This is a genomic window from Nocardia jejuensis NBRC 103114 (genome assembly GCF_001613145.1).
GTDB classification, from domain to species: Bacteria; Actinomycetota; Actinomycetes; order Mycobacteriales; family Mycobacteriaceae; genus Nocardia; species Nocardia jejuensis.
Genome location: NZ_BDBU01000018.1, coordinates 95,667 through 120,831 on the forward strand (window position 1 = coordinate 95,667; position 25,165 = coordinate 120,831).

Here is a 25,165-nt window from a genome sequence, read left to right on the forward strand (position 1 = left end):
CCGATCGTAAGTGAGTCCCGCGAATACTTGACCTCTTCAACTCTTGCTGATTGCAACTCCTTTGGCGGCCGGCGATGGAGTCAACGAGTGGAGGATTGCGGGGTGGGCGGCAGGAGCCCGGTCTCGAGGAAGTGAACGAGGTAGCTGTCGATGATCGCCGGGGTGATCGGCGGGCAGGTGATCCGCAAGGGGGACAGCGCTTTTCGCGCGTTCGAATCGTCGATGATGACATCGGCGACACCGGAGTCGCCGATATCGGCGAAGTTGCCGAGCAGCAGCGCGGCGCGCGCGAGATCCTGGCTGGTGGTGGCCCGCTCGAGCAGGCGCTCGCGAGCCTGCTGGGCATCCACGCGGTCGATCACATAGCCCATTCGGGTCAGACCCGCGAGTAACTCGCTGATCCGGGTGGGCTGGGTGTTCACGAGGTGATAGCGACGGCCGGTGGGCAGGGCATCGGTGATGATGGCGACGATGCCGCGGGCGACGTAGTCGACGGGGGCCAGGGCGACGGCCGTCTCGCCGGTGTCGGGTGCCAGGCCCAGCAGGGCGGCCGTGCGCACCAGCGTCCAGAGCGAATCGTCGGCGCTGATCACTCCGGTGTCGATCGCACCGCAGATCAGGCCGGGCCGGTGCACGGCGGCGGGGATGCCGCGCGCCGCGGCCTCGAGGACCAGTTGTTCGGCGACCCACTTGGTGGCGATGTAGCCCTGCGCGGGGACCTCGGCGGCGGGAATGTCGTTGTCCTCGAGCACGATGCCGTTCGTCTCGGTGCCCAGGGCGGCGCTGAGGGTCGAGACGAAGTGGACCGCCTTGAGGCGGGTGGTGGTGGCCAGACGCAGCACCTCGACGGTGCCGCCGACATTCGCGGGGCGTAGATCGGAGTAGGTCTCGAGGTGATTGACCCGCGCCCCGTTGTGCACGATGGTCGCGACGCGGGCTGCGAGCGTGGAGAACTGCTCGCCCGTCACGCCCAGGCTCGGGGCGGCGAGATCGCCGGGGATGGCGGTCACGCGGTCGGCGAGGTCGGCGGCGGGGAGCCGGTAGCGCTCGAACATCGTTGCCAGGCGGGACAATCCGTCGACGTGATCCCGGGCGCGGACGATGCAGTGCACGTGCGAGTCGGTGCGGTCCAGCAGCTCGCGCAGCAGGTGAACGCCGAGGAATCCGGTGGCACCGGTGAGCAAGACGTCGCCGTCCGAACCCGCGGGCGCCAGCTCGGGGGAGGGAGCGAGCGCCGGATCCAGACGTGCGTCGGAGATCAGGCGGGCGATGCGCTGCTCGTCGCCGGACACCACGTGCAGCGCGGCCAGTTCCCGCACGGTCGGGCGGTCGATGATGGTGCGGGCGTCGATGTCCGTGCCGAGCGTCTCGGCCAGCTTGGCGCGCAGCGGGAAAACCAGCAGCGAGGTGCCGCCGAGCTCGAAGAAGGTGTCGTCGCGACCGAGGGACTCGATGCCGAGCACCTCGGCGAAGACGGCGGCGATCGCCCGCTCCCGCGGACCGACCGGAGGGTTCTCGCCGTGCCGGGCGCCGGCCCGGTTGCTCGCGGTCGGGGCGGGCAGCGCGCGCACATCCAGCTTTCCGTTGGTGGTCAGCGGAAGGGCCTCGAGCACAACGTAAGCGCTGGGGCGCAGAGCGGACGGCAACCCATCGGCCATGGATGCGCGCACGGCGTCGAGATCGATCCCGTTCCCGACGAGGTAGGCGATCAGAGCTGCTCCGGTGTGCGGATCCTCGTGCACGACGACCGCGGCGCGGGTGATGCCCGGCAGCCTCGTGAGCGCGGCCTCCACCTCGCCCGGCTCGATGCGGTGACCACGAATCTTGACCTGGAAATCGGTGCGGCCGTGATAGCGCAGCGCGTACTCGGGTTCGTCGCCGATCGTGACGAGATCGCCTGTCCGGTAGAGCCGTTCGCCCGGTGTGAACGGGTCGGCGACGAAGCGGGCGGCGGTCGATGCGATGCGGTCGTGGTAGCCGCGCGCCAGTGCGGGGCCGCCGATGTACAGCTCGCCCGGTCTGCCCGGGGCGACCGGCCGCAGCCGGGCATCGAGCACCACGGCCCGAAATCCGCGCAGCGGGGCGCCGATGGTGACCGGAGCGCCGGCCCGCAGCACGCCGATGGTCGCGATATCGGTGGCCTCGGTCGGGCCGTATCCGTTGCGCATCAGGCGATTCGGAGCCCAGGCTGCGACCAGATCCGCGCTGATCGCCTCCCCGCCCACGCCCAGCACCCGCAGGTCCGCGAGCTCGTGCGGGTTCAGTGTCGCGAGCACGCCCGGTGTGATGATCGCGTTGCTCACCCGCTCCTCGCGCATGAGCCGCGCCAGCTCCGGCCCCGCGACGACATCATGCGGCGCGACGACCAGCGCGCACGCTCCGGCCAGCGCGCAAAGCTGTTCTCCCACTGCCATATCGAATCCCGGCGAGGCGTGATGCAGTGCGATCGACGCCGGGTTCAGGTCGTACCGGTCCCGGCGTTCGGCGGCGAGGTTGGCCAGCCCGCCGTGTGTGACGAGCACGCCCTTGGGCGCGCCGGTCGATCCCGAGGTGTAGATCAGATAGGCCGGATGCTCCGGCCGCAGCGATGTGGTGCGTTCGGCATCCAGAATTCGATCCGCGAAACGATGTGCGCCGGACCGATCGGACTCGCTGACCAGCATCCATGTGACGTCGGAGGGAAGGGTGGGGCGGTGAGCGAGGGTGGTGAGTCCGAGAGTGGCTCCGCAGTCCTCGAGAATGTAGGCCATGCGCTCGGCGGGGACCGCGGGGTCGATCGGCACGAAGGCGGCGCCGGTCTTGCTGATTGCCCAGGTCGCCGCGACCGATTCGGCGGAGCGTTCCAGAACCATGGCGACGCGGGCTTCCGGGCCCGCTCCCGCCGCGATCAGCGTGCGGGCCAGACGGTTCGTCCAGGCGTCGAATTGCCGGTAGGTCCAGCGGTATCCGTTGTGGGAGACGGCCAGGCCGTCGGGGTTGCGGCGGACCGCGTCGGCGAGGAGGTCCGCCATCGTCGAGACGGGCGCGGAAGGTGTTCCGCGCCATGGCATCAGAACCGAGCGCTCGTGGGAGTCCAGGACGTCCAGGTGATGCACCACGGTATCGGGTGCGTGTGTGATCGTTTCCAGGAGGCGAACGAATCGCTGGAAATGCGCGCCGAGTTCGGCGCGGGAGTAGCGGTTCGGGTTGCCCTCGAACTCGACCCGCAGGCTGTGCTCACCCGGGTAGATATTGAGTGCCGCATCCGCGACGGGGCCGGTGGATATCACGCGCAGGGTGGCGCGCGCCGGGCCGAACTCGACGCCGGATCGGAAGTTCATGATGTTGATCGCGGGGCCGAAACCGTCTGCGCCGGAACCGTGTTCGGTCAGGCGCGCGATGTCCTCGCCGCGGAAGCGCTGATGTCGCAGGGCTCTGCTGATCTCGCTGCGGACGCGGGTGATGATCTGCGCGGCGGTGGTGTCCGCCGTGACCGGGACGCGGAGCGGGACGACGGTGGCGACGGTGCCGCCACCTCGCCGCAGTATCGCGGTGGTGCGCGCTGTCAGCGGCAGGCTCAGGGTGATCTCGTCGGTGTCGGTCAGGCGCGCCAGGTATCCGGCCATCGCGCCGACAAGTACCCCGGCGGTCCCCGTGCCGTCGGCGCGGGCATCGATCGCCGCCACGAGTTCCGCCGGGAGTTCGCCGCCGACGGTCACCGTGTGTGCGGCGGGTGCTCCCGGGCGAACGGCCAGCGGTGTGGCATCCGGCAGTCCGGCCACGTGCTCGGCCCAGTACGCGCGGTCGGTCTCGTAGCGAGTCGAGTCCCGGTACGCCGCGTCGGCCTCGACGAGCGCCTCGACCGGTTGCGATACGCCGTCGGGTACCGGAACACCCTGCACCAGAGCGGTATAGATCTCTCCGGTCCGCTGCTGTAGACGAGCGGCCGCGTATCCGTCGAGCACGATGTGGTGCACGCTCGCGTAGACGAAGTGCCGCTCGTCCCGTACGCGCAGCACGGTCGAGCGAATCAGCGGTGCGTCGAGCAGCACGACCGGCCGCCGATGATCCCTCGCCATCCATGCCCGGGCGGACGCGATCGCATCGGGACGCTCACGCAGATCCAGGAACCCCACGTCGTAGGCGTGCCCGTCGTCGACCGACACCAGCGGTTCCCCATCGGGTCCGAGCGAGAGCCGCAGCAGCGCACCCATCTCGCCCACGGCCCTGCGCGCGGCGGTCGTGTACGCGGACACCTCGAACGGCCCTGTCACATCCAGGTACTGGGTGGTGCTGATCGGAACGTCGCCCAGCAGCTGCTGGGCTATCCACAGCTCTCGCTGTGCCGAGGTCATCGGCAGGAGTTTGTCGGCCTCACCGGATGTTCTCGTCATTCCTACCTCGATGCTCGGGAAAAATACCGAGCTTAGGTTAGCCTAACCTTGTACGATTCGCGTGGTTTGTGACAGTAGCCACTGTATTGCTATTTCGGGAGATCTTGCGGTGTCGCGGCCTTGATTCCGGTCCCGGACATGGCCGTTCGATCAGTTCCGTTCGTTCCCGTCGTCCAGGAGCAGGTTCAGATCCGCGACCTGGACGAGCCCGCGGCCGGGGTGCGCGGTCTCCAGGGTGAATCCGGCTGCGCGGCCGTCGAAACGCAGGGCGGCGATCGAATTGCCGAAGTGGGGGCCGCTGACCTTGCGCCAGCGAATCGGGTCGGGGGAGATGCCGCGATGGTCGGCCAGCCGGCGCAGGGCGGTGGCGAGTGGGCGGGCCCAGGACAGGGCGAACATGGCGCGGAAGATCTTGGGTGGGTCGTTGTGCACCGGCGAGCAGACCAGTTGCAGGACTTCGGAATCGGTGGGGTCGGCGTAGTCGGCGCGGGCGGCGTAGCTGTGGTGGACGTCGCCGGACAGGACCGAGATGGTGCTGGGCGCACCGGGGGCGGCGCCGAGCCGGTGGATCAGGCGCGCCAGCTCCTCGAAGGAGGCGCGGAAGGCCGGCCAGTGCTCGAGATCGGCGGCCTGCCTGAGCTTTTCGCCGAGGCGGCCTCGCCATCCCGGCAGGCCCGCCGCGCGCTCGTTGAGCGATTGCAGGTGGCTCAGGGCGTGCGGCATCAGCCACGGCAGGGACGAGCCGATCAGCAGGTGGTCGATGTCGCCCGCGGCATTGCGTTCGATCCAGTCCAGCTCCTCCGCGCTCACCATGAGTCGCTGACCGTCGAGGATGCGGCCGCTGCGGGAGTCGATCACGAGCAGGCGGACGCGGCCGAAGTCGCGGCGATAACTCCAGCGCACGGGCTTGCGGCCGTCGACCTCCCGATCGGCGCGCTCGGCGAAATCCTCGAGCAGCGGCTGCACGTCCTCGCCGGATTTGGTGATCTCGCGGTAGAGCTCGTCGTTCTCCAGGTCGTCGGGGCTGAGATTGCCCAGGTGCTGATACACCCAGTACGAGGCCAGCCCCGCGCGAATGCGGGTGCGCCACCACGGTTTCCGGGCCATCTGCGCACGCCAGGCGCGGGAGGTGTTCCAGTCGTCGCGGATATCGTGGTCGTCGAAGATCATCGAGGTCGGGACGGTCGACATGAGCCAGCGGATCTCCGGATCGGACCAGGATTCGTGGTACAGCTGCGCGTACTCGCGCAGGGACACCACCTCGTGCGCGGGTTCCTGCCCGGCGCGGCGTTCGTCGAGCCACTGCTGCACCGCGGGCGTGGGCTGGTCGGCGTACACCTGATCGCCGAGCAGTACCAGCGCGTGCGGCCACTGCCGTTCGGGTCGATCCTTCATGCGCAGCGCGTAGGCGTCCAGCGCGTCGGGACCGACCTTGTCCGCCTCCAGGACCCCGGGCGTGGCCTTGGCCGCGCGGCACGAACCGAACAGGATCGTCTCGACCCGCCCGGTTCTGATCCGGGACGGTGGAAAATCGGAATCCGTTTGCGGCCAGACGATTTCGCCGTCCAGTCGGACCTGGTACGGAATGGATGCGTTCGATTCCAGTCCGTCGATCACGACCAGCGCGAAATGCAGCTCTCCCACCTGGAAGGTGCGGGCGTGCCGGCCCAGAACGTCTACGACACAGGGACTGTCGGTCTCCACCCACACGGTCGCGGAATTCGCATCGACGTGCCGCAGCACCGGGCCCAGGACTAGCTCTGCCATGCCTTCCGACGGTACGCGTTGACCGCCAACGAGGTTGGGGACGAAGACGGAAACCCGCGGGCGGACCGCGCCGATGCGGGTGCGCGGCCGCTCCGACCGATCCCGCCGTGGCCGCGAGAACTCGGGCCAGGCGGGCTTCCGGGTCGAACGGTGCCGTTCGAGCGTCGATATCTCGCGGCACGGACCGAGCTGCTTTCAGCGGTTGAGCGACAAAGCGCCGACCGCCGGTCGGTAGCGTATCCGGACGGTCAGGGATTCAAATGAGCAACGATCTCGTCCTTGACCGCCAGGCGCTGTTTACGCAGGGCGGTCAATTCCTCCTCGTCGGCGTAACCGGCTTCGACCTCGACAACCTGGCGGTCGATCTCGTTGTATTTCTCGTGCAGGGCGTTCAATCGTGCGTCGGATTGTTCGGCGGTCGCGAGTTCCTCGGCGGTGATATTCAGATCGGCGAGCAGGTTGTGCTTGGCTGACATCTGGTTGCCCCTCTCCTCGGCACTGTAGGTGGCAGAAGGCGGGCTGTCACTCGATCAACTTCTCGCTCTTCAGCCAGTCGTAGGCTACGTCGGAAGGGTCCTCGCCGTCGATATCGACGCGTCCGTTGAGCTCCTGCATGAGCTGGTCGGTCAGGCGTTCGGAGATCGTTCCCAGCAGCTCGCGCAGGGCGGGATAGCGCTCGATGATCGCACCGCGCACGACCGCTGTGCCACTGTAGGGGAGAAAGAATTTCTTGTCGTCCTCCAACACGGCGAGGTTCAGGTTCTTGACCCGGCCGTCGGTGGTGTAGACCATGCCGAAATTGCAGGGCGAGCTCTTCGCGGTCGCCGGATAGACGACGCCGGCGTCCATTCGGGTCACATTGCCCGAGGGAACTCCGTTGGCATCGTTGTAGGGAATTCCGTATTTCTGCAGCATCGGAATGAAACCGTCCGAGCGGCTGAAGAATTCGTCGTCGACACAGAAAGTCCGGTCGGCGACAGGAAGAGCGGCGACGTCGGTCAGGGTCTTCACCTTCAGGCGTTCCGCGGTCGGTGTGGAGGCGGCGAAAGCGTAGGTGTCGTTGAAGTTCGAGGGCGGCAGCCATTCCAGGTCGTGGTCGCTCTTCTCGACATCGTGGACTCTCTGCCACAATTCGTGCGGGTCGGCGATGGTCTCGGTTTCGTTGTGGTAGTTGACCCATCCGGTTCCGGTGTACTCCCACAGGATGTCGGCGTCACCGTTGAGCTGAGCCTGACGCGAGGAGGCCGAACCGGGCGCGCCGGTCAGGTCCGTCACGGAGGCCCCGGCGGCCGCCAGATAGGTCGCGGTGATCTTGCCCAGCAGCACGCCCTCGGTGAAGCTCTTGGAGGTGACGACCAGCTTCGCGCCGTCCAGGGGCTGCGCACCGCCGGGCAGGCTCGCGGAGTGGAAGGTTCCCGACGAGCTCACCAGACCGCACCCGGACAGCAGCGCCGCCAGCAGTGCGCAGATGAGCGTAACGCGCTGCGCGCGTGCGGATTTCACGAGACGGCTGCTCATGCGATACCTCGCGGGGTCGCGGCCAGCTCCACGAGCCGGCCGAGCCAGTCGATGATCAGCGCCAGCAGACCCACCAGGATCGCGCCGGAGATGAGCAGCTTGGGCAGGAACAGCGTGACGCCGGTGGTGATGAGCGTGCCCAGGCTGGTCGCGCCGATGAAGGTGCTCAGCGTCGCGGTGCCCACCAGGATGACCAGGGCGGTGCGCACGCCGTTCAAGATGACCGGCACCGCCAGGGGCAGCTCGACCTGCACCAGTGTCCGCGCGGCCGAGAAACCGATGCCGCGCGAGGCCTCGATCGTGCGCTGATCGACCTGACGCAACCCGACGATGGTGTTCTGCAGAATCGGCAGGATCGCGTAGACGACCAGACCGATCACGGCGGTGCGGAACCCGGTGCCGAGCCAGAAGGTGAACAGCACCAGCAGGCCGACCGCGGGCGCGGCCTGCCCGATATTGGCGACATTGACCGCGAGGGGTTCCAGCCGCGCGAGGGCGGGCCGGGTCAGGGCGATGCCCAGCGGGATCGCCACCACGACCACGATCAGCGTGGCCACCACCGTGAGCTTGATGTGCGAGAGGATCGTGGTCTGCAGGTTGTCCCACCCCAGGGACGCCTTCTCGGTCGGGGTGAAGGTGGTCGAGCGGTACCAGAGCACGTAGCCGATCCCGATGACGAGAATGATGATCGGCTCGAACCACACATCGATCGGCGTGCGCCGCAGGCGATTCATGACGGCTCGTCCGTCGGCACATCCGAACCCGGTGTGGGAGCGAGTGATCCGGGCTCGTCCGAGGCAGCGACGATCGGTGTGGGCGCGGGATCGGTTCCGTCGACGTAGGTTTCGTACGACGGCTCCTCCTCCTCGGGATGTCCCTCGGCCAGCTTGTCGCGGATCACCGCGGTCACCGCGTCGATGCTGAGCGAGCCGACCACCGCGCCGCGGCCGTCGGTGACCAGGGTCGCGCCCTGGCTGGTGGCGAGCATGGCGTCGAGAGCGTCGTTGAGCGTCGAGGAGCGCGCGACCACGGGCAGTCGCCGATCCAGGAAGTCCGACACCTCGGATTTGGAAGCCACTTCCGTCAGCGACGGCCACGAGCGCGGCCGCCCGAACTCGTCCACGACCACGATCCAGGTCTGCCCGGCGGCCTTCGCCCGCCGGATCACGGTGTCCGCGGATTCGCCGACCCGTGCGGTGATCACCTTGTCGTAGCTGACATCTCGCACTCGCGACACGGTCAGGTACGCCAGCTTCGCGCCGGAGCCGATGAACTCCTCCACGAACGGCGTCGCCGGATCGGTGAGGATCTCCTCGGGGGTCGCGTACTGCTCGATATGCCCGCCCTCGGACAGGATGAGCACCTTGTCGCCGAGTTTGGTGGCCTCCTCGAAATCGTGCGTGACGATCACGACGGTCTTGCCGAGTTCGTGCTGGATCGCGATCAGGCTGTCCTGCAAGCGAACCCGCGTGATCGGATCGACCGCGCCGAACGGCTCGTCCATGAGCAGGACGGGCGGATCCGCGGCCAGCGCGCGGGCCACGCCGACGCGCTGCTGCTGTCCGCCGGACATGTCCTTGGGCAGCCGGTCGGCGAACTGGCCGGGATCGAGGCCGACCAGATCCAGCAGGTAGTCGGTGCGATCGGCGATGCGCTTCTTGTCCCAGCCCAGCACGCGGGGAATCGCGCCGATGTTCTTGGCCACGGACCAGTGCGGGAAGAGCCCGCCCGATTGGATGACGTACCCGATCGACTGGCGCAGCTTGTCCGGATCCTCGCGGGTGACGTCGCGCCCGCCGATGAAGATGCGGCCCTGCGTCGGCTCGATCAGCCGGTTGATCATCTTGAGCGTGGTGGTCTTACCGCAGCCGGACGGTCCGACGAAGGCCACGATCTGCCCGGCCTCGATCTCGAGGTCCAGGCTCTTCACCGCCGGAGTGTCCTGGCCTCGATAGCGCTTGACGACCGAGTCCAGCGTGATGGACGCACCCGTCACATTGCGGTCGCCGGACACGGGCCGACTGGTCACGTCATCGGTCATCAGAGTCCCTTTGCGATCGTGAGGCGTCCGAGCAGGACGAGGAGCGCGTCGAACACCAACGCGATGAGAACGATGAGCAGGGTGCCGGTCAGCGCCATCTCCAGCGCGTTCGCGCCACCGAGGCGGGAGAGGCCGTTGAAGATCAGCGAGCCGAGGCCCGGGCCCAGCACGTAGGCCACGATGGCCGCGACGCCGACGATCATCTGGGTGGAGACCCGGATGCCGGTCAGGATCACCGGCCACGCGATCGGCAGTTCGATCGTCAGCAGAATGCGCCAGCGCGAGAATCCGATGCCCTGCGCGGATTCGATGACCGAGGCGGGCACCGAACGCAGCCCCACGATGGCGTTGCCGATCACCGGAAGCGCCGCGAAGAACGCCAGCATGATGAACGAGGGCACCACGCCCAGGCCGAACGGAACCAGCAGCAGCGCCAGCAGGGCCAGCGAGGGGATCGTCAGCGCGACCCGGCTGGAGGTGAGTGTGAGTGCGGACAGCAGTGGGAGGCGGTAGACCGCGATCGCGATCAGGACCGCGACGATCGTTCCGACCAGCACGGTCTGAAAGGCAAGGGACGCATGCTGATACGTGAGGAACGTCAGGGTCTCTCCCCGTCCTCGGATATAGCTCCACAAGTGCACGGGATTCCCATCGTCGGTCCAAGACCGGTCGTCGGTACCTGGCGGTGTGTCGTCACCGGACGCGCGAGCGAGCCGTCGAAGACTACTCGACGGCGCGGGTCAGGTCCGGGACCCCGGACGGCTCGTCCGGTCACGATGCGGAATCAGGCGGCCCGCGGGAGGGATTCGGCGGCCGAGTAGTCCTGGGCATCGCCCGCGATCACCGTGCTGGACGCGCCGTCGATCCCGACCGGGATGCCGCCCGCGAGGGTGATGCGGGTGAGCTTGCGGTGCTCGCTGCCGTCGTAGTCGTCGATGGCGTAGTGCTGGGTGGCCCGGTTGTCCCAGATCGCGACATCCCCGAGCGACCAGTTCCAGCGGGTGGTGTTCTCGAGCCGGGTTACCCGCTGCTGGAACAGCTGGAACAGGGCCCGGGACTCGGTGGCGGACAGGCCGACGAATTCCTTGACGAACGAGCCCAGCAGCAGCGCGCGCTCGCCCGTTTCCGGATGCACCTCCACCACGGGGTGCTCGGTCTCGAAGTAGGTCGACTCGAATTCGCGCCGGTACTCCTGATCGAGGTGGTCCTCGGCGGCGGTGACGGCGTAGTCGTAGCGATTGGTGTGCCGCGCGCGCAGGCTCTCGGCCAGTCGCTTGAGCGGCTCGGGCAGCGAGTCGTAGGCCGCGACGGTCGAGGCCCAGGTGGTCGAGCCGCCGTAGCTGGGCAGGGTCACCGCGCGCAGGATCGAGGCGCTCGGGACGCGATCGACGAAGGTGACATCGGTGTGCCACACATTGGAGCGCCCGTGGCGCGAATCGATGGCCAGGCTCTTGACGCCGGTGGAGGTGAGGGTCGGATGCGGGGTGGTCGGGTGGCCGAGCAGTTCGGCGAACTCGTACTGCCCGTCCTCGCTCAGGTGCTGCTGATCGCGGAAGAAGATCACCCGGTGCTCGTTCAGCGCCGCGCGGATGCCCGCGACCGTCGCCGCGTCCAGGTCGCCCCCGAGCCGGACCCCGTTGATCTGGGCGCCGATCCGGGCACCGAGTTTGACCACGTCCAGACCGGACGACGTCTCGACGGTGGTGCCTGCGGCGGTGGTATCGGAGGGCATGCGAGGGCCTTTCGCTCGAACCTGACGACTGGCTCGAATGACACCACCCTCGCGAAGGCCGAACCAGTATTACGGTCACCCGGAATTAATTGATCGAGACCGGTCGGCACGCTATTCGCGCAGGTCACGGGCATGATCATGGTCAACTGGTCTAATCCGATTTCGGCTACTCGCCCGCAAATTGTCCCCGATACTGCAGACATGAACGAGCCGAGTGGAATTCGATCGAACGGCAACTCGGGGCCCACGGCAGCGGGGCATTCTTCGGTGAACGGAACGAACGGCGCGAGTTCGGCGCGACTGTTCAACATACTCGTGGTGGGGGCGGGCATAGCGGGACTCGCCGCCGCACAGGCACTTCGCAGAATCGGGCACACGGTGCGGGTGCTCGAGGCCCGCGATCGAATCGGCGGGCGGATCTGGACCGATGCGGCCGGAGTGGATCTGGGTGCGCACTGGGTGCACGGCACCGAGGGCAATCCACTCACCGAATTGATCGAACGGCTGGAGATTCCGTTCAGCTATGTCGGCGGGGACAGCTCGTACACGGGCGGATTCGACAGCCTCACCCTGTACGGACCGGATCGGCAGCTCACGACCGCCGCGATGAAGAATCGCACCCTCGAATTGGCGGACGCGGTGCTGCACGAGCTCGAACGCCGCGCGGAACTGGCACGGCGGCACGGCCATCCGGACAGATCGCTGGCACAGGTGATCGGCGAGATCATCGCCGAGGGCGGGCACGAGCCGAACGACGAGCAGGCGATTCGGTATCACCTCAATGTGATCCTGCGCGAGGATGTCGCGGAGGACGCGGACAAACTGTCGTTCAAATTCTGGGAGGACGGGTACCGGGTCTACGGGTACGGCGACAGCATCCTGCACGGGGGCTATCGAGCGGTCGTCGAATCGCTCGCGGCGGGCGTGGATATCGAGCTGGGGCAGGCGGTCGGCCTGATCGAGACGGTCGGGGAGTCCGGGCCGGTGCGCGTCACCACCGGCAGCGGCGTGCGCGAAGCGGACAAGGTACTGGTCACCGTGCCGCTCGGGGTGCTGAAAACCGATGCGGTGCGGTTCGATCCGCCGCTGCCGCAGGCCAAACGGCAGGCGATCGAACGGCTCGGCTTCGGCACGCTGAACAAGATCGCGCTGCATTACGACCAGCGGTTCTGGTCGGCGGAGCAGTACGTGTACGGCTATCTGTGCCGCGAGACCGACCGCTATCCGACGGTCGTGATCAGCATGTGGAAGTCGCACGGCAAGCCGATTCTGGTGCTGCTGCTGGGCGCCTCGCTCGGGCGCGAGATGGAGACCTGGTCCGACGCCGAGGTCGAGACCTACGCGACCACCGTGGTCGCCGATATCTTCGGGCCGAATGCGCCTGCGCCGGAACAGGTCTCACGCACCGCCTGGTCCTCGGATCCGTTCGCGGGTGGTTCCTACACCTGCATCGGGGTGGACGCCACGCCCCGGGATCTGGACATTCTGGCCGAGCCGGTGGGGGAGCGGCTGTTCTTCGCCGGTGAGGCGACCAACAGCTATCACTGGGGGTGCGTGCACAGCGCGTACGAATCGGGATTGCGCGAGGCGGCCCGGATCGCGGACGATCCGTCGCTGTTCAGCCCGCCCGCCACCGAGACCTCACGCCGGCAGCGCCGCGATATCGATCGGATGAAACGGTTCGCGCGAATGCGGATGGGCCATCTGAGTTTCGGCGAACTGCGCGACCGGGTGTCCTGCCTGGCCGAGAGCGTCGATCCGTTCGGGGTGCGGCTGTTCGAACCGCTGGTGGATTCCGAACGCGAGACCCTGGCCTCGATGCTCGACGAGCTCACCTACGGGCCGGGCGACGGCATCTGCCGCGAGGACGACACCGCACACGGCATCTACGTCATCGCGGACGGTGAGGTCCAGGTGGACTTCGGCGGGATCTACGAGCGCACGACGCTGACCCGCGGGGCGGTGCTGGGCAGTCACGACCTGTTCTTCAACGCGCGCACGACCAGCGTGGTCGCGGTCGGCGCGGTGCGGCTGTACTACCTGGACCACTACCGGTACAAGACGTTTCTGTACGCGTTCCCCGACGTCATGATGATGATGCTCGCGGATCTGATCACGCGCTGGGAGCAATTGGAGGACGTGCTGGGCGCGGCCGCCCTCACGGGTGCGGTGCGAATCCCGCCGCGCCGGTCCGCCCGGACGTCGGAGATGTAGGGGTACTCGGTAGGCGGACGTGCTCAGTCGTCGTGCCCGGCGCACCACTGGTCGGCGGGCACGATGGCGCGCACGTCCTCGATGTGTTCGCCGCAGCCGGCCCAGGTGGTCTTCGCGCAGATGGTGCAGGGTGCGGGTTGGCACATGGGGTAGTCCCTTTCCTGGTGATTGAAGTACACCGATCGATGTAATACGCTCCGAGTACTAGAACGATCGGTGTACTGAACGTCTCGACAAAGGAGTCGGTGATGGTGTGTCACGTCAATTTTCCGGGGGTGACCCGGACATGCTGCTGATGATGGTACTCGCGGGCGTCGTGCTGCTCGCCCTGGTACTGCTGCGTGGGGGAACGGACATCGATTTCCGCCAACGTGAGATCGCGGAGTTCTACGACAGGCAGGCTTCGGTGGCTCGGCGCGAATCGCGCAGGCGGCATTACAGCGCCGTGCACGCGGAGCTGTGCCCGCTCGGCGGCGGACGCCGGGATACGCTCGGCTAGTCCTCGGGGTGAGCGGGCTTGTCCGGCCCCAACGCCTTGCGCGCCGCGGCGAACCACGCCTGAGTCTCGACGAGTCCGGCCTGGATGTCCTTGCGCGCACCGTGAAATCCGAAGAGTTCGCCCGCGTACCGGGTCAGCACCGAACCTTCCGGTTCCTCGAGTTCCTCCAGGAAGGCGGCGTCCTGCAGCAGGTACGCGATCCCGGCCAGCTCACCGTTCGTCCAGACCTGGCGATACTCGCTCCAGCCGTGCCGTCGGACGTCTCGGGCGCGGTCGAGCAGACTCGACTGCAGGGCCTTGCGGTCCTGGTCGGTCGGCTGCTGCCGCGTGCGCTTGTTCCACGGGGTCGGTTCGGCGTCGGGCATGCCGACAGTCTGTCAGAGCCCTGCGCCGAACCGGTCCGCCGTCGCCGTCAGTGTGCCTGCCGTCAGTGTGCCTGTTCGCCCTCGCTGTAGGTGGCGATGATCTGACGAATCGAGGAGGTGACCGTCAGATCCGAGTCGAGCGGGACCCAGCGATAGGTCGAGTAGTTGGTCAGGTGGATCGGGCCGACGCCGGCGACCCGGACCGCGAAATGTTCGCGCCGGACCGGCTTTCCGGCATTGGACAGATAATCGAAACCGCCCAGGTGTCGCAGCACGTCGATCACGGTGAGCCCGGTTTCCTCCCGGACCGCACGCGCCACGGCCACGGCCAGCGGCTCGCCGAGACGCACCGTGGTGCCGGGTAGGGCGAGTGGGCCGCGTGCTCCCGCCCATTCGTCGCGTGCCAGTAGCAGCACCGCGCCATTGTGTTCCAGTACGACCCCGATTCGCAGCGCGACACCGTCGTCCGCGGCACGCTGTTCCAATTCGGCCAGTACCGATTCACCGATCGAGAGACTCGGTGAAATTTCGTATTCCCTCACGTCACACCACACATCCCGTACCTTCGGACTCCCTCGTCCGATGCTGTCAACGCTACCGACTGAGAAACACTGGGTGGCAGGGAGATTCACAAGAATCGGTGCATCTCCACTGTACCGGCGAGTAGGCCGGAAACTTTCGCGATCGGCCCGCGCGCAGCCGCGTGGAACTCGTTGCAGTCCTGTCGTGGCGAATCGCTCGCATTCGGCTCGCCCGGCGTCCGGGCGGTCGCCACCGACGCACTCCCTCCCCGTTCGCGATCACAGCGTTCCCGCCGGCAATTCTACGACCGGCGACTCTGACCTGCGGAGAAGTATGCACCTCGGTCAAGTCACGGCCGTCGGAACAGCACAATTAGGGCACGGCTGCGCGATGTCGGGCGGCGAATCCTCAGGTAGGTGAGGTAAGACTTGGACATCTGTTCCTTACCGGGTGCGGCAATCGTGGCGGATACCTGGAATAGTTGGTGCCGCACGCACAGAGACCAAGGCGAAAGCGGGGATGTTGGTGACTTCGACTGATGGTGTGAGCGGGGTAAAGACGGTGAAGGAGCCGGCTCCGGCAACGAGCACCCTCGAGCGCGATGTCCAGACCCTGGAAAAGGCGATCTACGAAGTCAAACGGGTGATCGTCGGCCAGGATCGGCTGGTCGAGCGACTGCTCGTCGGCGTTCTCGCGCGGGGCCACGTCCTGCTCGAGGGTGTGCCGGGCATCGCCAAGACGCTTGCGGTGGAGACCTTCGCGAAAGTGGTGGGCGGCAGCTTCTCCCGCGTCCAGTTCACCCCCGACCTGGTGCCGACCGACCTCGTCGGTACCCGTATCTACCGGCAGGGCCGCGAGGAGTTCGACACCGAACTCGGTCCCGTGGTCGCGAACTTCGTTCTCGCGGACGAGATCAACCGCGCCCCGGCCAAGGTGCAGTCGGCGCTGCTCGAGGTGATGGCCGAGCGCCACGTCTCCATCGGCGGCAAGACCTACCCGATGCCGAATCCGTTCCTGGTCATGGCGACTCAGAACCCGATCGAGAGCGAAGGCGTCTACCCGCTGCCCGAGGCGCAGCGCGACCGCTTCCTGTTCAAGGTCGTCGTGGACTACCCCTCGGTCGAGGAAGAGCGCGAGATCATCTACCGGATGGGCGTCACCCCGCCGGAGCCCAAGGCGATCCTGGATCCCGTCGAGGTGGTGCGCCTGCAGCAGGTGGCCGCCAACAACTTCGTGCACCACGCGCTGGTGGACTACGTGGTCCGCGTGATCGCCGCGACCCGTAATCCGGCCGAGTTCGGCATGAACGACGTGGCCGGGTGGATCTCCTACGGCGCTTCCCCGCGTGCCAGCCTCGGCATCATCGCCGCGGCCCGCGCGGTGGCGCTGATCCGCGGCCGCGACTACGTGGTCCCGCAGGACGTCGTCGAGGTGGTGCCGGACGTGCTGCGTCACCGCCTGGTGCTGTCCTACGACGCGCTGGCGGACGAGGTGACTCCCGACGACGTGATCCGTCGTGTGCTGCAGACCGTCGGTCTGCCGCAGGTGGCCCCGCAAGCCGTCGCTCCCGGTGCCGCGGCGCCGCAGGCCGCCCCGATGCCCGCGCCCGCCAACCCGGCCATGGGTCCGCACGGCGGTCAGCAGCATCCCGCGCCGCAGGGCATCCCGCAGCCGCCGCATGCGCAGCAGGGTATTCCGCAGCCGCCCAACGGTCAGATGTCCGGAGTGCCCGGCCAGCCGCAGCAGAAGTGAGGCGGGCCTCGGATTCGGTTGCGCCCGTGACGATGTCAACTCCCAGCGGTACTCCACATGCCCCGCCCTCCTTCGAGTCGGGCGACCTGACCGACCCACGGTTGTCGGCGGCGCTCAAGACGCTCGAACTCACCGTGCGCCGCCGCCTGGACGGTGTGCTGCACGGTGATCATCTCGGTCTGATTCCCGGACCGGGTTCCGATGCCGGTGACGCCCGCATGTACCAGCCGGGCGACGATGTGCGCCAGATGGATTGGTCGGTGACCGCGCGCACGACCCATCCGCACGTGCGGATGTCGATCGCGGACCGGGAACTCGAGACCTGGTTGGTGGTGGACCTGTCCGCCAGCCTGGACTTCGGTACCGCCGCCTGCCAGAAGCGTGATCTGGTGGTCGCCGCCGCGGCCGCGGTCACCCATCTGACCAGCGGTGGCGGTAATCGGATCGGCGCGGTGGTCGCCAATGGCGAACAGCTGATCCGTATTCCGGCCCGCAGCGGCCGGGTGCACGCGCAGACCATGCTGCGCAAGATCGCCACCACCCCGCACGCCCGTGACGGCGTGCGCGGGGATCTGAGCGGCGCCATCGAGTCACTGCGGCGGCCACAGCGCAAACGTGGTCTGGCCGTGGTGATCTCGGACTTCCTCGGCGATATCGATTGGCAGCGCAGTCTGCGCGCCATTTCCGGCCGGCACGATCTGCTGGCGGTCGAGGTGCTCGACCCCCTGGATACGGCGCTGCCCGATATCGGGGACGTGGTGCTGCACGATCCGGAAACCGGTCGTACCCGCGAATTCAGCGTGACCCCCACCCTGCGCGCGGACTACGCGAAAGCGTCTCGGCGCCACCGGGAACAGGTCGAGCTGGCGATGCGCAGTTGCGGTGCGCCGGTGATGGAGTTGAGTACCGACCGGGACTGGATCACCGATGTGGTCAAATTCGTATCCACTCGGCGCCACACCTTCGGCGCCTCCAATGCCGGGCGGGTGCCGCGCCAGTGAGCATTTCGCATTTCACCTCCCAGTATTGGCTGGGGTTCCTGTTCGTGGTCGCGCTCATCGCGCTGATCTATGTGCTCGTGCAGCGCCGGCGGCAGAAACACGTCCTGCGTTTCTCGAATATGGAGATGCTGGAAAAGGTCGCGCCGAGTCGGCCCGGCGCGTTCCGGCACGTTCCGATCGCGCTCATGCTGGTCGGCCTGATTCTGCTGACCGTCGCGGCGGCCGGTCCGACCGCGGCCAAGAAGATTCCCCGCAACCGCGCCACGGTGATCCTGGTGATCGACGTATCGCTGTCCATGGAGGCGACCGATGTGCCGCCGACGCGAATTCAGGTGGCCAAGAAGGCCGCCAAGGAATTCGCGGACGGTCTCACCCCCGGTATCAACCTCGGCCTGGTGACCTTCGCCGGTACCGCGTCGGTGCAGATGTCGCCGACCACGAATCGCGAAGCCGTCAAGGCGGCGATCGACAATATGAAACTCGCCGAGCGCACCGCGACCGGTGAGGGCATCCTGACGGCGCTGCAGTCGATCGACACGCTCGCCTCGGTGCTGGGTGGCGCGGAGAAACCGCCGCCGGCGCGCATCGTGCTCATGTCCGACGGCAAGCAGACCGTGCCGGACGACAAGGATGTCGACAATCCTCGCCACGGCTTCACCGCCGCGCGTCTGGCGAAGGAGAAAGGCGTTCCGGTGTCGACCATTTCGTTCGGAACCACCTGGGGCACCGTGGAGATCCCGGACCAGGACGGAACGGGTTCGCAACGAGTGCGGGTGCCGGTGGACGACGATTCGCTGCGCGAGATCGCCAAACTCTCCGGCGGCGACTTCTATACCGCCTCCAGTCTCGAAGAGTTGAACGCCGTCTACGACACGCTGGAACAGCAAATCGGGTACGAGATGACGATGGGCGATGCCAGCCGGCCGTGGCTGCTGCTGGGTCTGTTGGTGACCGCCACCGGCGTTGTTACCGCGTTGCTCTATCGTCAGCGTCTGCCGTAATTCGGTACCGCGCGCCGAGGCCCGAACTCGAACAGATAGGTTTGCTTCTATGTCGAACATCACATCCCGGTCGGTACTGGTGACCGGAGGTAACCGCGGGATCGGCCTCGCGGTTGCTCAGCGCCTGCTCGCCGACGGACACAAGGTCGCCGTCACCCATCGCGGTTCCGGTGTGCCGGAGGGTCTCTTCGGCGTGAAGTGCGATGTCACCGATTCGGCCGCGGTCGATCGGGCGTTCAGCGAGGTCGAGGCGCATCAGGGTCCGGTCGAGGTCGTCGTGGCCAACGCGGGCATCGTGGACAACACGCTGTTCATGCGGATGAGCGAGGACTCCTTCACGAAGGTCATCGACGCGAACCTGACCGGTGCGTGGCGAGTTGCCCAGCGCGCCAACCGCAATATGCTCAAGGGCCGCTGGGGCCGGGTCATCTTCCTGGGCTCGGTGGTCGGGCAGATCGGCGCGCCCGGACAGGTCAACTACGCGGCGGCCAAGGCCGGTCTGGTCGGTATGGCACGTGCCATCACCCGTGAGGTCGGCAAGCGCAACATCACCGCGAACGTGGTGGCGCCGGGCCTGATCGACACGGACATGACCCGCGAGGACATGACCCCGGAGATGCGCAAGGCCGCACTCGAATTCATTCCGGCGGGTCGTATCGGCCAGGCCGAGGACGTCGCCGCGGCGATCAGCTTCCTCGCCTCCGACGACGCCTCCTACATCTCGGGCGCAGTCATTCCCGTCGACGGCGGCATGGGCATGGGCCACTAGTCTCTGCGTTCCAACTCCCTGGCCATTCAGCACTTTTCAACGAGGAGAACCGACCAACCCATGGGTGGATTGCTCGAAGGCAAGACCGTACTCATCACCGGCATCATCACCGACTCGTCCATCGCTTTCCACGCGGCCGCTGTCGCGCAGGAGCAGGGCGCCAAGGTGATCATCACCGGTATTCCGGAGCGGCTGCGGCTGATCGACCGGATCGCCAAGCGGCTGCCGCAGGAGGTTCCCCCCGCCATCGGCCTCGATGTCACCAACGAGGAGAACCTGGCGGAGCTGGCGGACAAGGTCCGCGAGCTGGCCCCCGAGGGCGTCGACGGCGTGCTGCACTCCATCGCGTTCGCACCCCGCACCCTGATGGGTCCGGAAGCCAAGCCGTTCCTGGACGGTCCGGGTCCCGATGCCGCCAAGGCGTTCGAGATCTCGGCCTGGTCGTACGCCTCGCTCGCGCGTGCCGTGCTCCCGGTCATGAACGAGGGCGGCTCCATCGTGGGCATGGACTTCGATCCGCGCACCGCGATGCCGTACTACAACTGGATGGGTGTGGCCAAAGCCGCGCTCGAGTCCGTGAACCGCTACGTGGCGCGGGAGGTGGGCGAGGCCAAGCGGATTCGCTCCAACCTGATCGCCGCCGGTCCCATCAAGACCCTGGCGGCCAAGGCCATCGCGGGCACCGCCACCGATGACGCCAAGCAGCTCACCATGCTGAACACGTACTGGGACGGCGCATCCCCGATCGGCTGGGACGTCGACGACCCGACGGTGGTCGCCAAGTCCATCGTGGCCATGCTGTCCGATTGGCTGCCCGGCACCACCGGTTCGATCATCTACGTGGACGGTGGCGCCAGCCACAACACGTGGTTCCCCGCCGACGGTTTCACCAACTGATTCAGTGAAGGAGGCCGTGGCGGTGGAGTCCACTGCACTCGAGGTGGATGCGCTGCTGCTGCTGTCCTTCGGCGGCCCCGAGCGCCCCGAAGACGTGATGCCGTTCCTGGAGAACGTCACTCGGGGCCGGGGCGTGCCGCCCGAGCGCCTCGCCGAAGTCGCGGAACACTATCTGCACTTCGGCGGGGTCTCGCCGATCAATGCCCTCAATCTCGACATCATCAAGGCGATCGAGGCCGAATTCGCTTCGCGCGGAATCGATCTGCCGGTGTACTTCGGCAATCGCAACTGGCATCCGATGATCGAGGCGACCGTCGAGCGGATGCACGCGGACGGCATCCGTTCCGCCGTGGTGTTTCCCACCTCGGCCTGGGGCGGTTACTCCGGATGCAAGCAGTACCACGAGGACATCGTGCGGGCGCGTGCCGCCGTCACCGATGCCCCCGATCTGATCAAGCTGCGCCAGTACTTCGATCATCCGCTGCTGATCGACTCCTTCGCCGACGCGATTCGCGCGGCCGTGCACGAGCTACCCGGGGACCGGCGTGAGCGCGCCCGGCTGGTCTTCACCGCGCACTCCATTCCGGTCGTCGCCGATACCGCCTCCGGGCCGCCGGACGAACCCGGGCTGTACAGCCGTCAGGTCGCCGAGGCGGCCCGTTTGTGTGCCGCGGCAACCGGTTTCGCCGAGCACGATCTGGTGTGGCAGTCCCGGTCCGGGCCGCCGCAGGTGCCGTGGCTGGACCCCGACATCGTCGATCACCTCGACACGCTCGCCGAGCAGGGCGTGGACGCGGTCGTGGTGTGCCCGGTCGGATTCGTCTCGGACCACCTCGAGGTGATCTGGGACCTGGACAACGAGGCCCGCGAACGTGCCGCCGAACTCGGCATCGCCTTCGCGCGGGCGGCCACTCCCGGCCCCGACCCGCGTTTCGCCCGGATGGTCGCCGATCTCGTGAGTGAACTCGTCGCCGGTGCAAAGCCGTTGGCGCTCAGCGACTTCCCGCGTCTGGGTTGCACCGCGAACGGTGTGGAGTGCGTGCCGGGCTGCTGTGCGATGCCCCCGGCGGGCCGTCGTCCGGCGCGCTGAGACTTCGGTTCCGCTCCTCGCCTCGAACTCTTCTCGGCGGATGTTTTGGGACTGTTGTGCCGAAACGGATCTCGTGACGGCGGGTGCGAACATCGTTGCCTGCCCTGGGTTCTCGCGTGAAGTTCACCGTGGGTATTCTCTCGCCGGTGAACAGTGAGAATAGAGGTCCGGCCCGGCGAGCGCCGGCCGCGGGTTCCGGGGGTTCGCGCAATGGTGGGGCAACAGGGTCCAAGCGCCTACTCGGGCCACCGGATTGGTTCGTCTGGATTCCGATCGTCGGAATCGTGGAGGCGGCCTGGATCTGTGCCACCATCGCCGCCTCCACGCTGGTGGCCGGAGTCCTGATCGCCGTCGGCGTGCTGCTCGTGCTCGTCGACTGCTGGTTCAATCGCTGAGCGAACCCCTCGTTCGCCGGTGCGGGAATCGGGCGTCCGGAGCTGTGCTCCGGGCGCCGAGATTCCATCCTGTGAACATTCGGCGTACCGCTTCGGCGGCGGTGCGGATACCATCGCGGGGCACAATCTTCGAGAGGGGAAGCCCCACCTTGTCCAGGCTCGCCGAAGGCGCCAAGTCACCGCAGCTAGATCTTCAGCCGCAACCGTTTCCACAGCCGCCGCCGTTTCCCGGTCCCCGGAAGCGCTCGGTCAACCCGCTCGTCGCGGCCGCGTCCGCGGCCGGCGCCGTCGCGGTGCTCGGTGTGGCCGCCGCGGCCACCTTCTACATCCAGGCCTCCGACGCGGAGCAGACCGCGGACGATCGCGGCGCCACCATCACCGAACTGCGCCAGCAGGTTTCGGATGCGACCGCGACCGACAAGCGGCGCGCGGCGGCCCTGCGCGCGGCGTCGGAGTTCTCCGTGCAGTTCAGCACCTATGACGTGAACGACCTCGACACCTACGTGAACAAGGTGCTCGACGCGTCCACGGGGAGCTTCAAGCAGGACTTCGCCAACAACTCCGGGGCGATGCGCGACGGCATCAATTTCTGGCAGATGCGGATGCACTCGCTCGAAAACAATTGCGGCCTGACCTCTTTGGACGGCAAGAAGGCGCAGACGGTGGCGATCGTGAAGCAGTCGCTGACCAATATCGACACCCCGGACCCCAACCTGCCGATCGTCACCACCGTGACCATGCTGCTGACCCTGGAGGAGCAGTCGGACGGGTCCTGGAAGGTCAGCGGTATGAAGGCGCCGGCGCTCTGAGGGCCCCGGTCGTCACTTGAGCACGTTCACCGCGCGGGCGATGACCAGGCTCACCGTGATCAGCGAGATCCCGGACTGAGCCATCATCGCCAGCTTGGCCCACCGTGACATCGGCATCACGTCGGTGGGGCTGAAGGCGGTGGCGTTGGTGAAGGACATGTAGAAGTAGTCGACGAAGCCCGGTTCCCATTCCGGGTCGGTCAGTTCGGGATTCTGCATCTGCACGAAAAGGAAATCCGGGTACGGCTCGCGCGCGTGCGCCCGTGCCGCGGGCCCGCCGCGATCCATCTCCCAGTAGCCCAGCGCGAACACCAGCACATTGGTGAGCCACACCTCCACCCCGGAGGTCAGGAGCTCGCGCGGATCGTTGCTGATCGATCCGTCGACCAGGGCGAAGATCAAGTGGTAGACGGACCAGAACATCGCGAAGGCCAGCAGGACCGCGAGGGTGAGGCTGCATCGCCGCAGCCACACCTCCTCGCGGTCCAGCCGCCACGGGCTTCCGATCACGAGCACCCCCAGCAGCACCGCGCCGAGCGCGGGAATCAGCCACGCCGGATTCGGGGTGAACTGGTTCGGCAGGATGAACTGCAGGGCGATGATGCCCGCCACCGCGATCGTCGCGAGCAGCCGTGATTCGCCCGTGGTCCGGCGCGCCCACGCGGGAACCTGATCGTCGTCGTTCGCCGCGTTCGCGGGGGTGCTGTCGGGGCTGCTCACGCCAGCAGTATGCCCCGATCGGCCGCTCGCGTCCGCGACCAACACCGCCGGGACGGGCTCGGGAACGCAGGTCCGGAGCGGTCCGTGATCGGTCGCTCGGCCCGTCCCCGGAGACCGTGTCCACTACGGGCGACAAGGCTCGAGTAGAACTGCCCGTGCAGTTTGCTTCCCGGTCGCACGCCTGGTCGCCGCCCTGTCCAGGGTGCCGGGTGCCGGCGAGCGGGTGGGGGCGTGCGAGCATGGAGTGCTCGTGACGAACGATGTGCACGTGGGCACGGTCTCGGGGATCATCGCTCTCGTGTTCAGGCGCGGGGCATCGCGATGCCGTCGATCTGGTCGCGGGCCGTCGTCGCCGCACTCCATGTCGAAGTGCCGCCGCCACCGCGTCCCGCCGCCACCGCACACCTTCGACCCGCAGGAGTAGTTCATGTCCACGGTTCACTGGACCGAGAATGACGAGACATGTTCCGCTCGTTGGCATTCGGAGAACGGGACCGGCGCGCCGTCGCGGATCGTCGTCGTCGATGACGAGCTGACAGCGAATGCCGCCCATCGGCTGGCGCGAGCGGGCACCGGGATGCTGTGGCGCGGCGATTACCACAACGCGCGGCAGCTGCTGCGTGCGCTGGATCGGCGGGTGCAGCGCGACACCGAGCGGAAGAACACCGAGCGGAAGAACACGGAGCGGAAGAACACGGAGCGGAAGAACACCGAGCGGAAGAACACCGGCGCGGAGAGCTTTTCGGACTATCGGGCGGCGCGCTCCGCGCGTGCCCGGATGCTCGGGATGCTCCTGGTGGAGGTGGAGTCGGACTATTCGCTCGCCCTGCGTCGCGCGCCGGACATCCGGCAGGCGTGCGTGGAAGCCTACGGGGAGCCCGACGGGGCGAGGGTGATCGCGCTGACCGAGCTGCAGGGCGTGCTCAGCGCGCAGCAGTGGCACGAGAAGGGGGTCGAGGTCCCTGCCCTCGGAGCGCGGATTCACGCCTCCTACGGGGTGTTCTCCCCGGTGCGCGGTGAGTACGTCGACCTCGCGGCCGATGCGCCGCTGCCCGGCACCACCCCGCGAGTCGCGTTCGACCTCGGCACCGGGACGGGGGTGCTCGCGGCGGTCCTGGCGCGGCGCGGCGTCGGGCAGGTGGTCGCCACCGATATCAATCCGCGCGCGGTGGAGTGCGCACGGGCGAATATCGCCCGGCTGGGGCTGGGGGAGTCGGTGCGGGTCGTGCGGGCCGATCTGTATCCGGAGGGCACGGCGGATCTCATCGTGTGCAATCCGCCCTGGTTGCCCGCGGATCCGACCTCGGCGCTGGAAGCCGGTGTCTACGACCCGAACTCGGACATGCTGCACCGCTTCCTCGACGGCCTGACCGCGCATCTCACGCCGGGCGGCGAAGGCTGGCTGATCCTGTCGGACCTCGCCGAGCATCTGGAGCTCCGCGCGAGCGGTGAACTCCTGGAGCGGATTTCAGCGGCCGGACTGCGAGTCGTCGACAAATACGACACCGCGCCGAGGCATCCGCGCGCCCGCGACACCACCGACGGCCTGCACGCCGCACGTGGTCGCGAGATCACCTCGCTGTGGCGACTGGCGCCGAAGGACGCCTCCTGACGCGTCTGCGACCATCCTCGAACACCGAGGGGTTCCGGACAGTCGAGTTCCGAGGCGTCCCGCACGGTCCGCGCTTCGGGGCCATTCG

General features: G+C 67.5%; 23 protein-coding genes. 11 read left to right on the forward strand and 12 right to left on the reverse strand.

The window, feature by feature from the left end:
• Positions 1-80: 80 nt before the first annotated feature.
• The 8 genes from NJ1_RS14115 to NJ1_RS14150 form a co-directional block, all read right to left on the reverse strand.
• Positions 81-4,373: a non-ribosomal peptide synthetase gene (locus tag NJ1_RS14115; RefSeq protein ID WP_067693205.1), complete on the reverse strand. Its 4,293-nt coding sequence runs from the start codon at positions 4,371-4,373 to the stop codon at positions 81-83.
• Between the two features lie 150 nt (positions 4,374-4,523).
• Complete coding sequence (locus NJ1_RS14120; protein ID WP_067693208.1) at positions 4,524-6,140, reverse strand: alkaline phosphatase D family protein; 1,617 nt, start codon at positions 6,138-6,140, stop codon at positions 4,524-4,526.
• Positions 6,141-6,388: 248 nt separating this feature from the next.
• Positions 6,389-6,616, reverse strand: coding sequence for an HP1242/YdcH family protein (locus NJ1_RS14125; protein WP_067693211.1), 228 nt, complete (start codon positions 6,614-6,616; stop codon positions 6,389-6,391).
• A 46-nt stretch (positions 6,617-6,662) separates the two neighbouring features.
• Positions 6,663-7,658: a glycine betaine ABC transporter substrate-binding protein gene (locus tag NJ1_RS14130; protein ID WP_067693214.1), complete on the reverse strand. Its 996-nt coding sequence runs from the start codon at positions 7,656-7,658 to the stop codon at positions 6,663-6,665.
• Positions 7,655-8,392: an ABC transporter permease gene (locus NJ1_RS14135; protein WP_157573955.1), complete on the reverse strand. Its 738-nt coding sequence runs from the start codon at positions 8,390-8,392 to the stop codon at positions 7,655-7,657. The genes NJ1_RS14130 and NJ1_RS14135 overlap by 4 nt, the downstream gene beginning before the upstream one ends.
• Positions 8,389-9,699, reverse strand: a complete 1,311-nt coding sequence (locus NJ1_RS14140) for an ATP-binding cassette domain-containing protein (protein WP_067693217.1) — start codon at positions 9,697-9,699, stop codon at positions 8,389-8,391. Before NJ1_RS14140 ends, NJ1_RS14135 begins: the two co-directional genes overlap by 4 nt.
• A complete protein-coding gene (locus NJ1_RS14145) occupies positions 9,699-10,340 on the reverse strand; it encodes an ABC transporter permease (protein WP_067693220.1) in 642 nt (213 codons plus the stop codon). Before NJ1_RS14145 ends, NJ1_RS14140 begins: the two co-directional genes overlap by 1 nt.
• Positions 10,341-10,483: 143 nt before the next feature.
• Positions 10,484-11,431, reverse strand: coding sequence for a TauD/TfdA dioxygenase family protein (locus tag NJ1_RS14150; protein ID WP_067693223.1), 948 nt, complete (start codon positions 11,429-11,431; stop codon positions 10,484-10,486).
• 201 nt (positions 11,432-11,632) lie between these two features.
• Between NJ1_RS14150 and NJ1_RS14155 the strand changes: the two genes are divergently transcribed.
• On the forward strand, positions 11,633-13,645 hold the full coding sequence (locus tag NJ1_RS14155; protein ID WP_084478189.1) for an FAD-dependent oxidoreductase: 2,013 nt from the start codon (positions 11,633-11,635) through the stop codon (positions 13,643-13,645).
• A 23-nt stretch (positions 13,646-13,668) separates the two neighbouring features.
• On the opposite strand, the gene NJ1_RS40825 is transcribed toward NJ1_RS14155, so the two are convergent.
• Positions 13,669-13,791 carry a DUF8730 family Cys-rich protein gene (locus tag NJ1_RS40825; protein ID WP_281202123.1) on the reverse strand — a complete coding sequence of 41 codons (123 nt, stop codon included), beginning with the start codon at positions 13,789-13,791 and terminating at the stop codon, positions 13,669-13,671.
• Positions 13,792-13,898: 107 nt separating this feature from the next.
• On the opposite strand from NJ1_RS40825, the gene NJ1_RS14160 reads away from it, so the two are divergent.
• A complete protein-coding gene (locus tag NJ1_RS14160) occupies positions 13,899-14,144 on the forward strand; it encodes a hypothetical protein (RefSeq protein WP_157573956.1) in 246 nt (81 codons plus the stop codon).
• Here the strand turns inward: NJ1_RS14160 and NJ1_RS14165 are convergent.
• Together NJ1_RS14165 and NJ1_RS14170 are read right to left on the reverse strand one after the other, a co-directional pair.
• Positions 14,141-14,509, reverse strand: a complete 369-nt coding sequence (locus NJ1_RS14165; protein ID WP_067693229.1) for a hypothetical protein — start codon at positions 14,507-14,509, stop codon at positions 14,141-14,143. The genes NJ1_RS14160 and NJ1_RS14165 overlap by 4 nt on opposite strands.
• Positions 14,510-14,571: 62 nt before the next feature.
• Positions 14,572-15,051, reverse strand: a complete 480-nt coding sequence (locus NJ1_RS14170; RefSeq protein WP_169813137.1) for an NUDIX hydrolase — start codon at positions 15,049-15,051, stop codon at positions 14,572-14,574.
• A gap of 499 nt (positions 15,052-15,550) precedes the next feature.
• Here NJ1_RS14170 and NJ1_RS14175 point away from each other — a divergent pair, with 499 nt between their 5' ends.
• The 8 genes from NJ1_RS14175 to NJ1_RS14210 all read left to right on the forward strand — a co-directional run bounded on the left by NJ1_RS14175 (position 15,551) and on the right by NJ1_RS14210 (position 22,745).
• On the forward strand, positions 15,551-16,783 hold the full coding sequence (locus NJ1_RS14175; RefSeq protein WP_067693232.1) for an AAA family ATPase: 1,233 nt from the start codon (positions 15,551-15,553) through the stop codon (positions 16,781-16,783).
• A 32-nt stretch (positions 16,784-16,815) separates the two neighbouring features.
• Positions 16,816-17,784, forward strand: coding sequence for a DUF58 domain-containing protein (locus NJ1_RS14180; protein WP_067693235.1), 969 nt, complete (start codon positions 16,816-16,818; stop codon positions 17,782-17,784).
• Entirely contained in the window at positions 17,781-18,785 is a 1,005-nt protein-coding gene (locus NJ1_RS14185) for a VWA domain-containing protein (RefSeq protein WP_067693238.1), read from the forward strand. The genes NJ1_RS14180 and NJ1_RS14185 overlap by 4 nt, the downstream gene beginning before the upstream one ends.
• A 49-nt stretch (positions 18,786-18,834) precedes the next feature.
• Entirely contained in the window at positions 18,835-19,554 is a 720-nt protein-coding gene (gene fabG1 / locus NJ1_RS14190; protein ID WP_067693240.1) for a 3-oxoacyl-ACP reductase FabG1, read from the forward strand.
• A gap of 60 nt (positions 19,555-19,614) precedes the next feature.
• Complete coding sequence (gene inhA / locus NJ1_RS14195; RefSeq protein WP_067693243.1) at positions 19,615-20,451, forward strand: NADH-dependent enoyl-ACP reductase InhA; 837 nt, start codon at positions 19,615-19,617, stop codon at positions 20,449-20,451.
• 22 nt (positions 20,452-20,473) lie between these two features.
• Complete coding sequence (locus NJ1_RS14200; RefSeq protein WP_174557080.1) at positions 20,474-21,541, forward strand: ferrochelatase; 1,068 nt, start codon at positions 20,474-20,476, stop codon at positions 21,539-21,541.
• Positions 21,542-21,687: 146 nt separating this feature from the next.
• Positions 21,688-21,936 (forward strand): hypothetical protein, encoded by a 249-nt coding sequence (locus tag NJ1_RS14205; protein WP_157573957.1) that lies wholly within the window; start codon positions 21,688-21,690, stop codon positions 21,934-21,936.
• A gap of 149 nt (positions 21,937-22,085) precedes the next feature.
• The gene (locus NJ1_RS14210) at positions 22,086-22,745 is read left to right on the forward strand and encodes a hypothetical protein (RefSeq protein WP_067693252.1); all 660 of its coding nucleotides are present in this window, start codon (positions 22,086-22,088) and stop codon (positions 22,743-22,745) included.
• A gap of 12 nt (positions 22,746-22,757) precedes the next feature.
• Here the strand turns inward: NJ1_RS14210 and NJ1_RS14215 are convergent, their stop codons facing one another.
• Positions 22,758-23,465 carry a DUF1345 domain-containing protein gene (locus NJ1_RS14215; protein ID WP_067693255.1) on the reverse strand — a complete coding sequence of 236 codons (708 nt, stop codon included), beginning with the start codon at positions 23,463-23,465 and terminating at the stop codon, positions 22,758-22,760.
• 427 nt (positions 23,466-23,892) lie between these two features.
• On the opposite strand from NJ1_RS14215, the gene NJ1_RS14220 reads away from it, so the two are divergent.
• A complete protein-coding gene (locus tag NJ1_RS14220) occupies positions 23,893-25,077 on the forward strand; it encodes a class I SAM-dependent methyltransferase (RefSeq protein WP_067693258.1) in 1,185 nt (394 codons plus the stop codon).
• Positions 25,078-25,165: the final 88 nt, after the last annotated feature.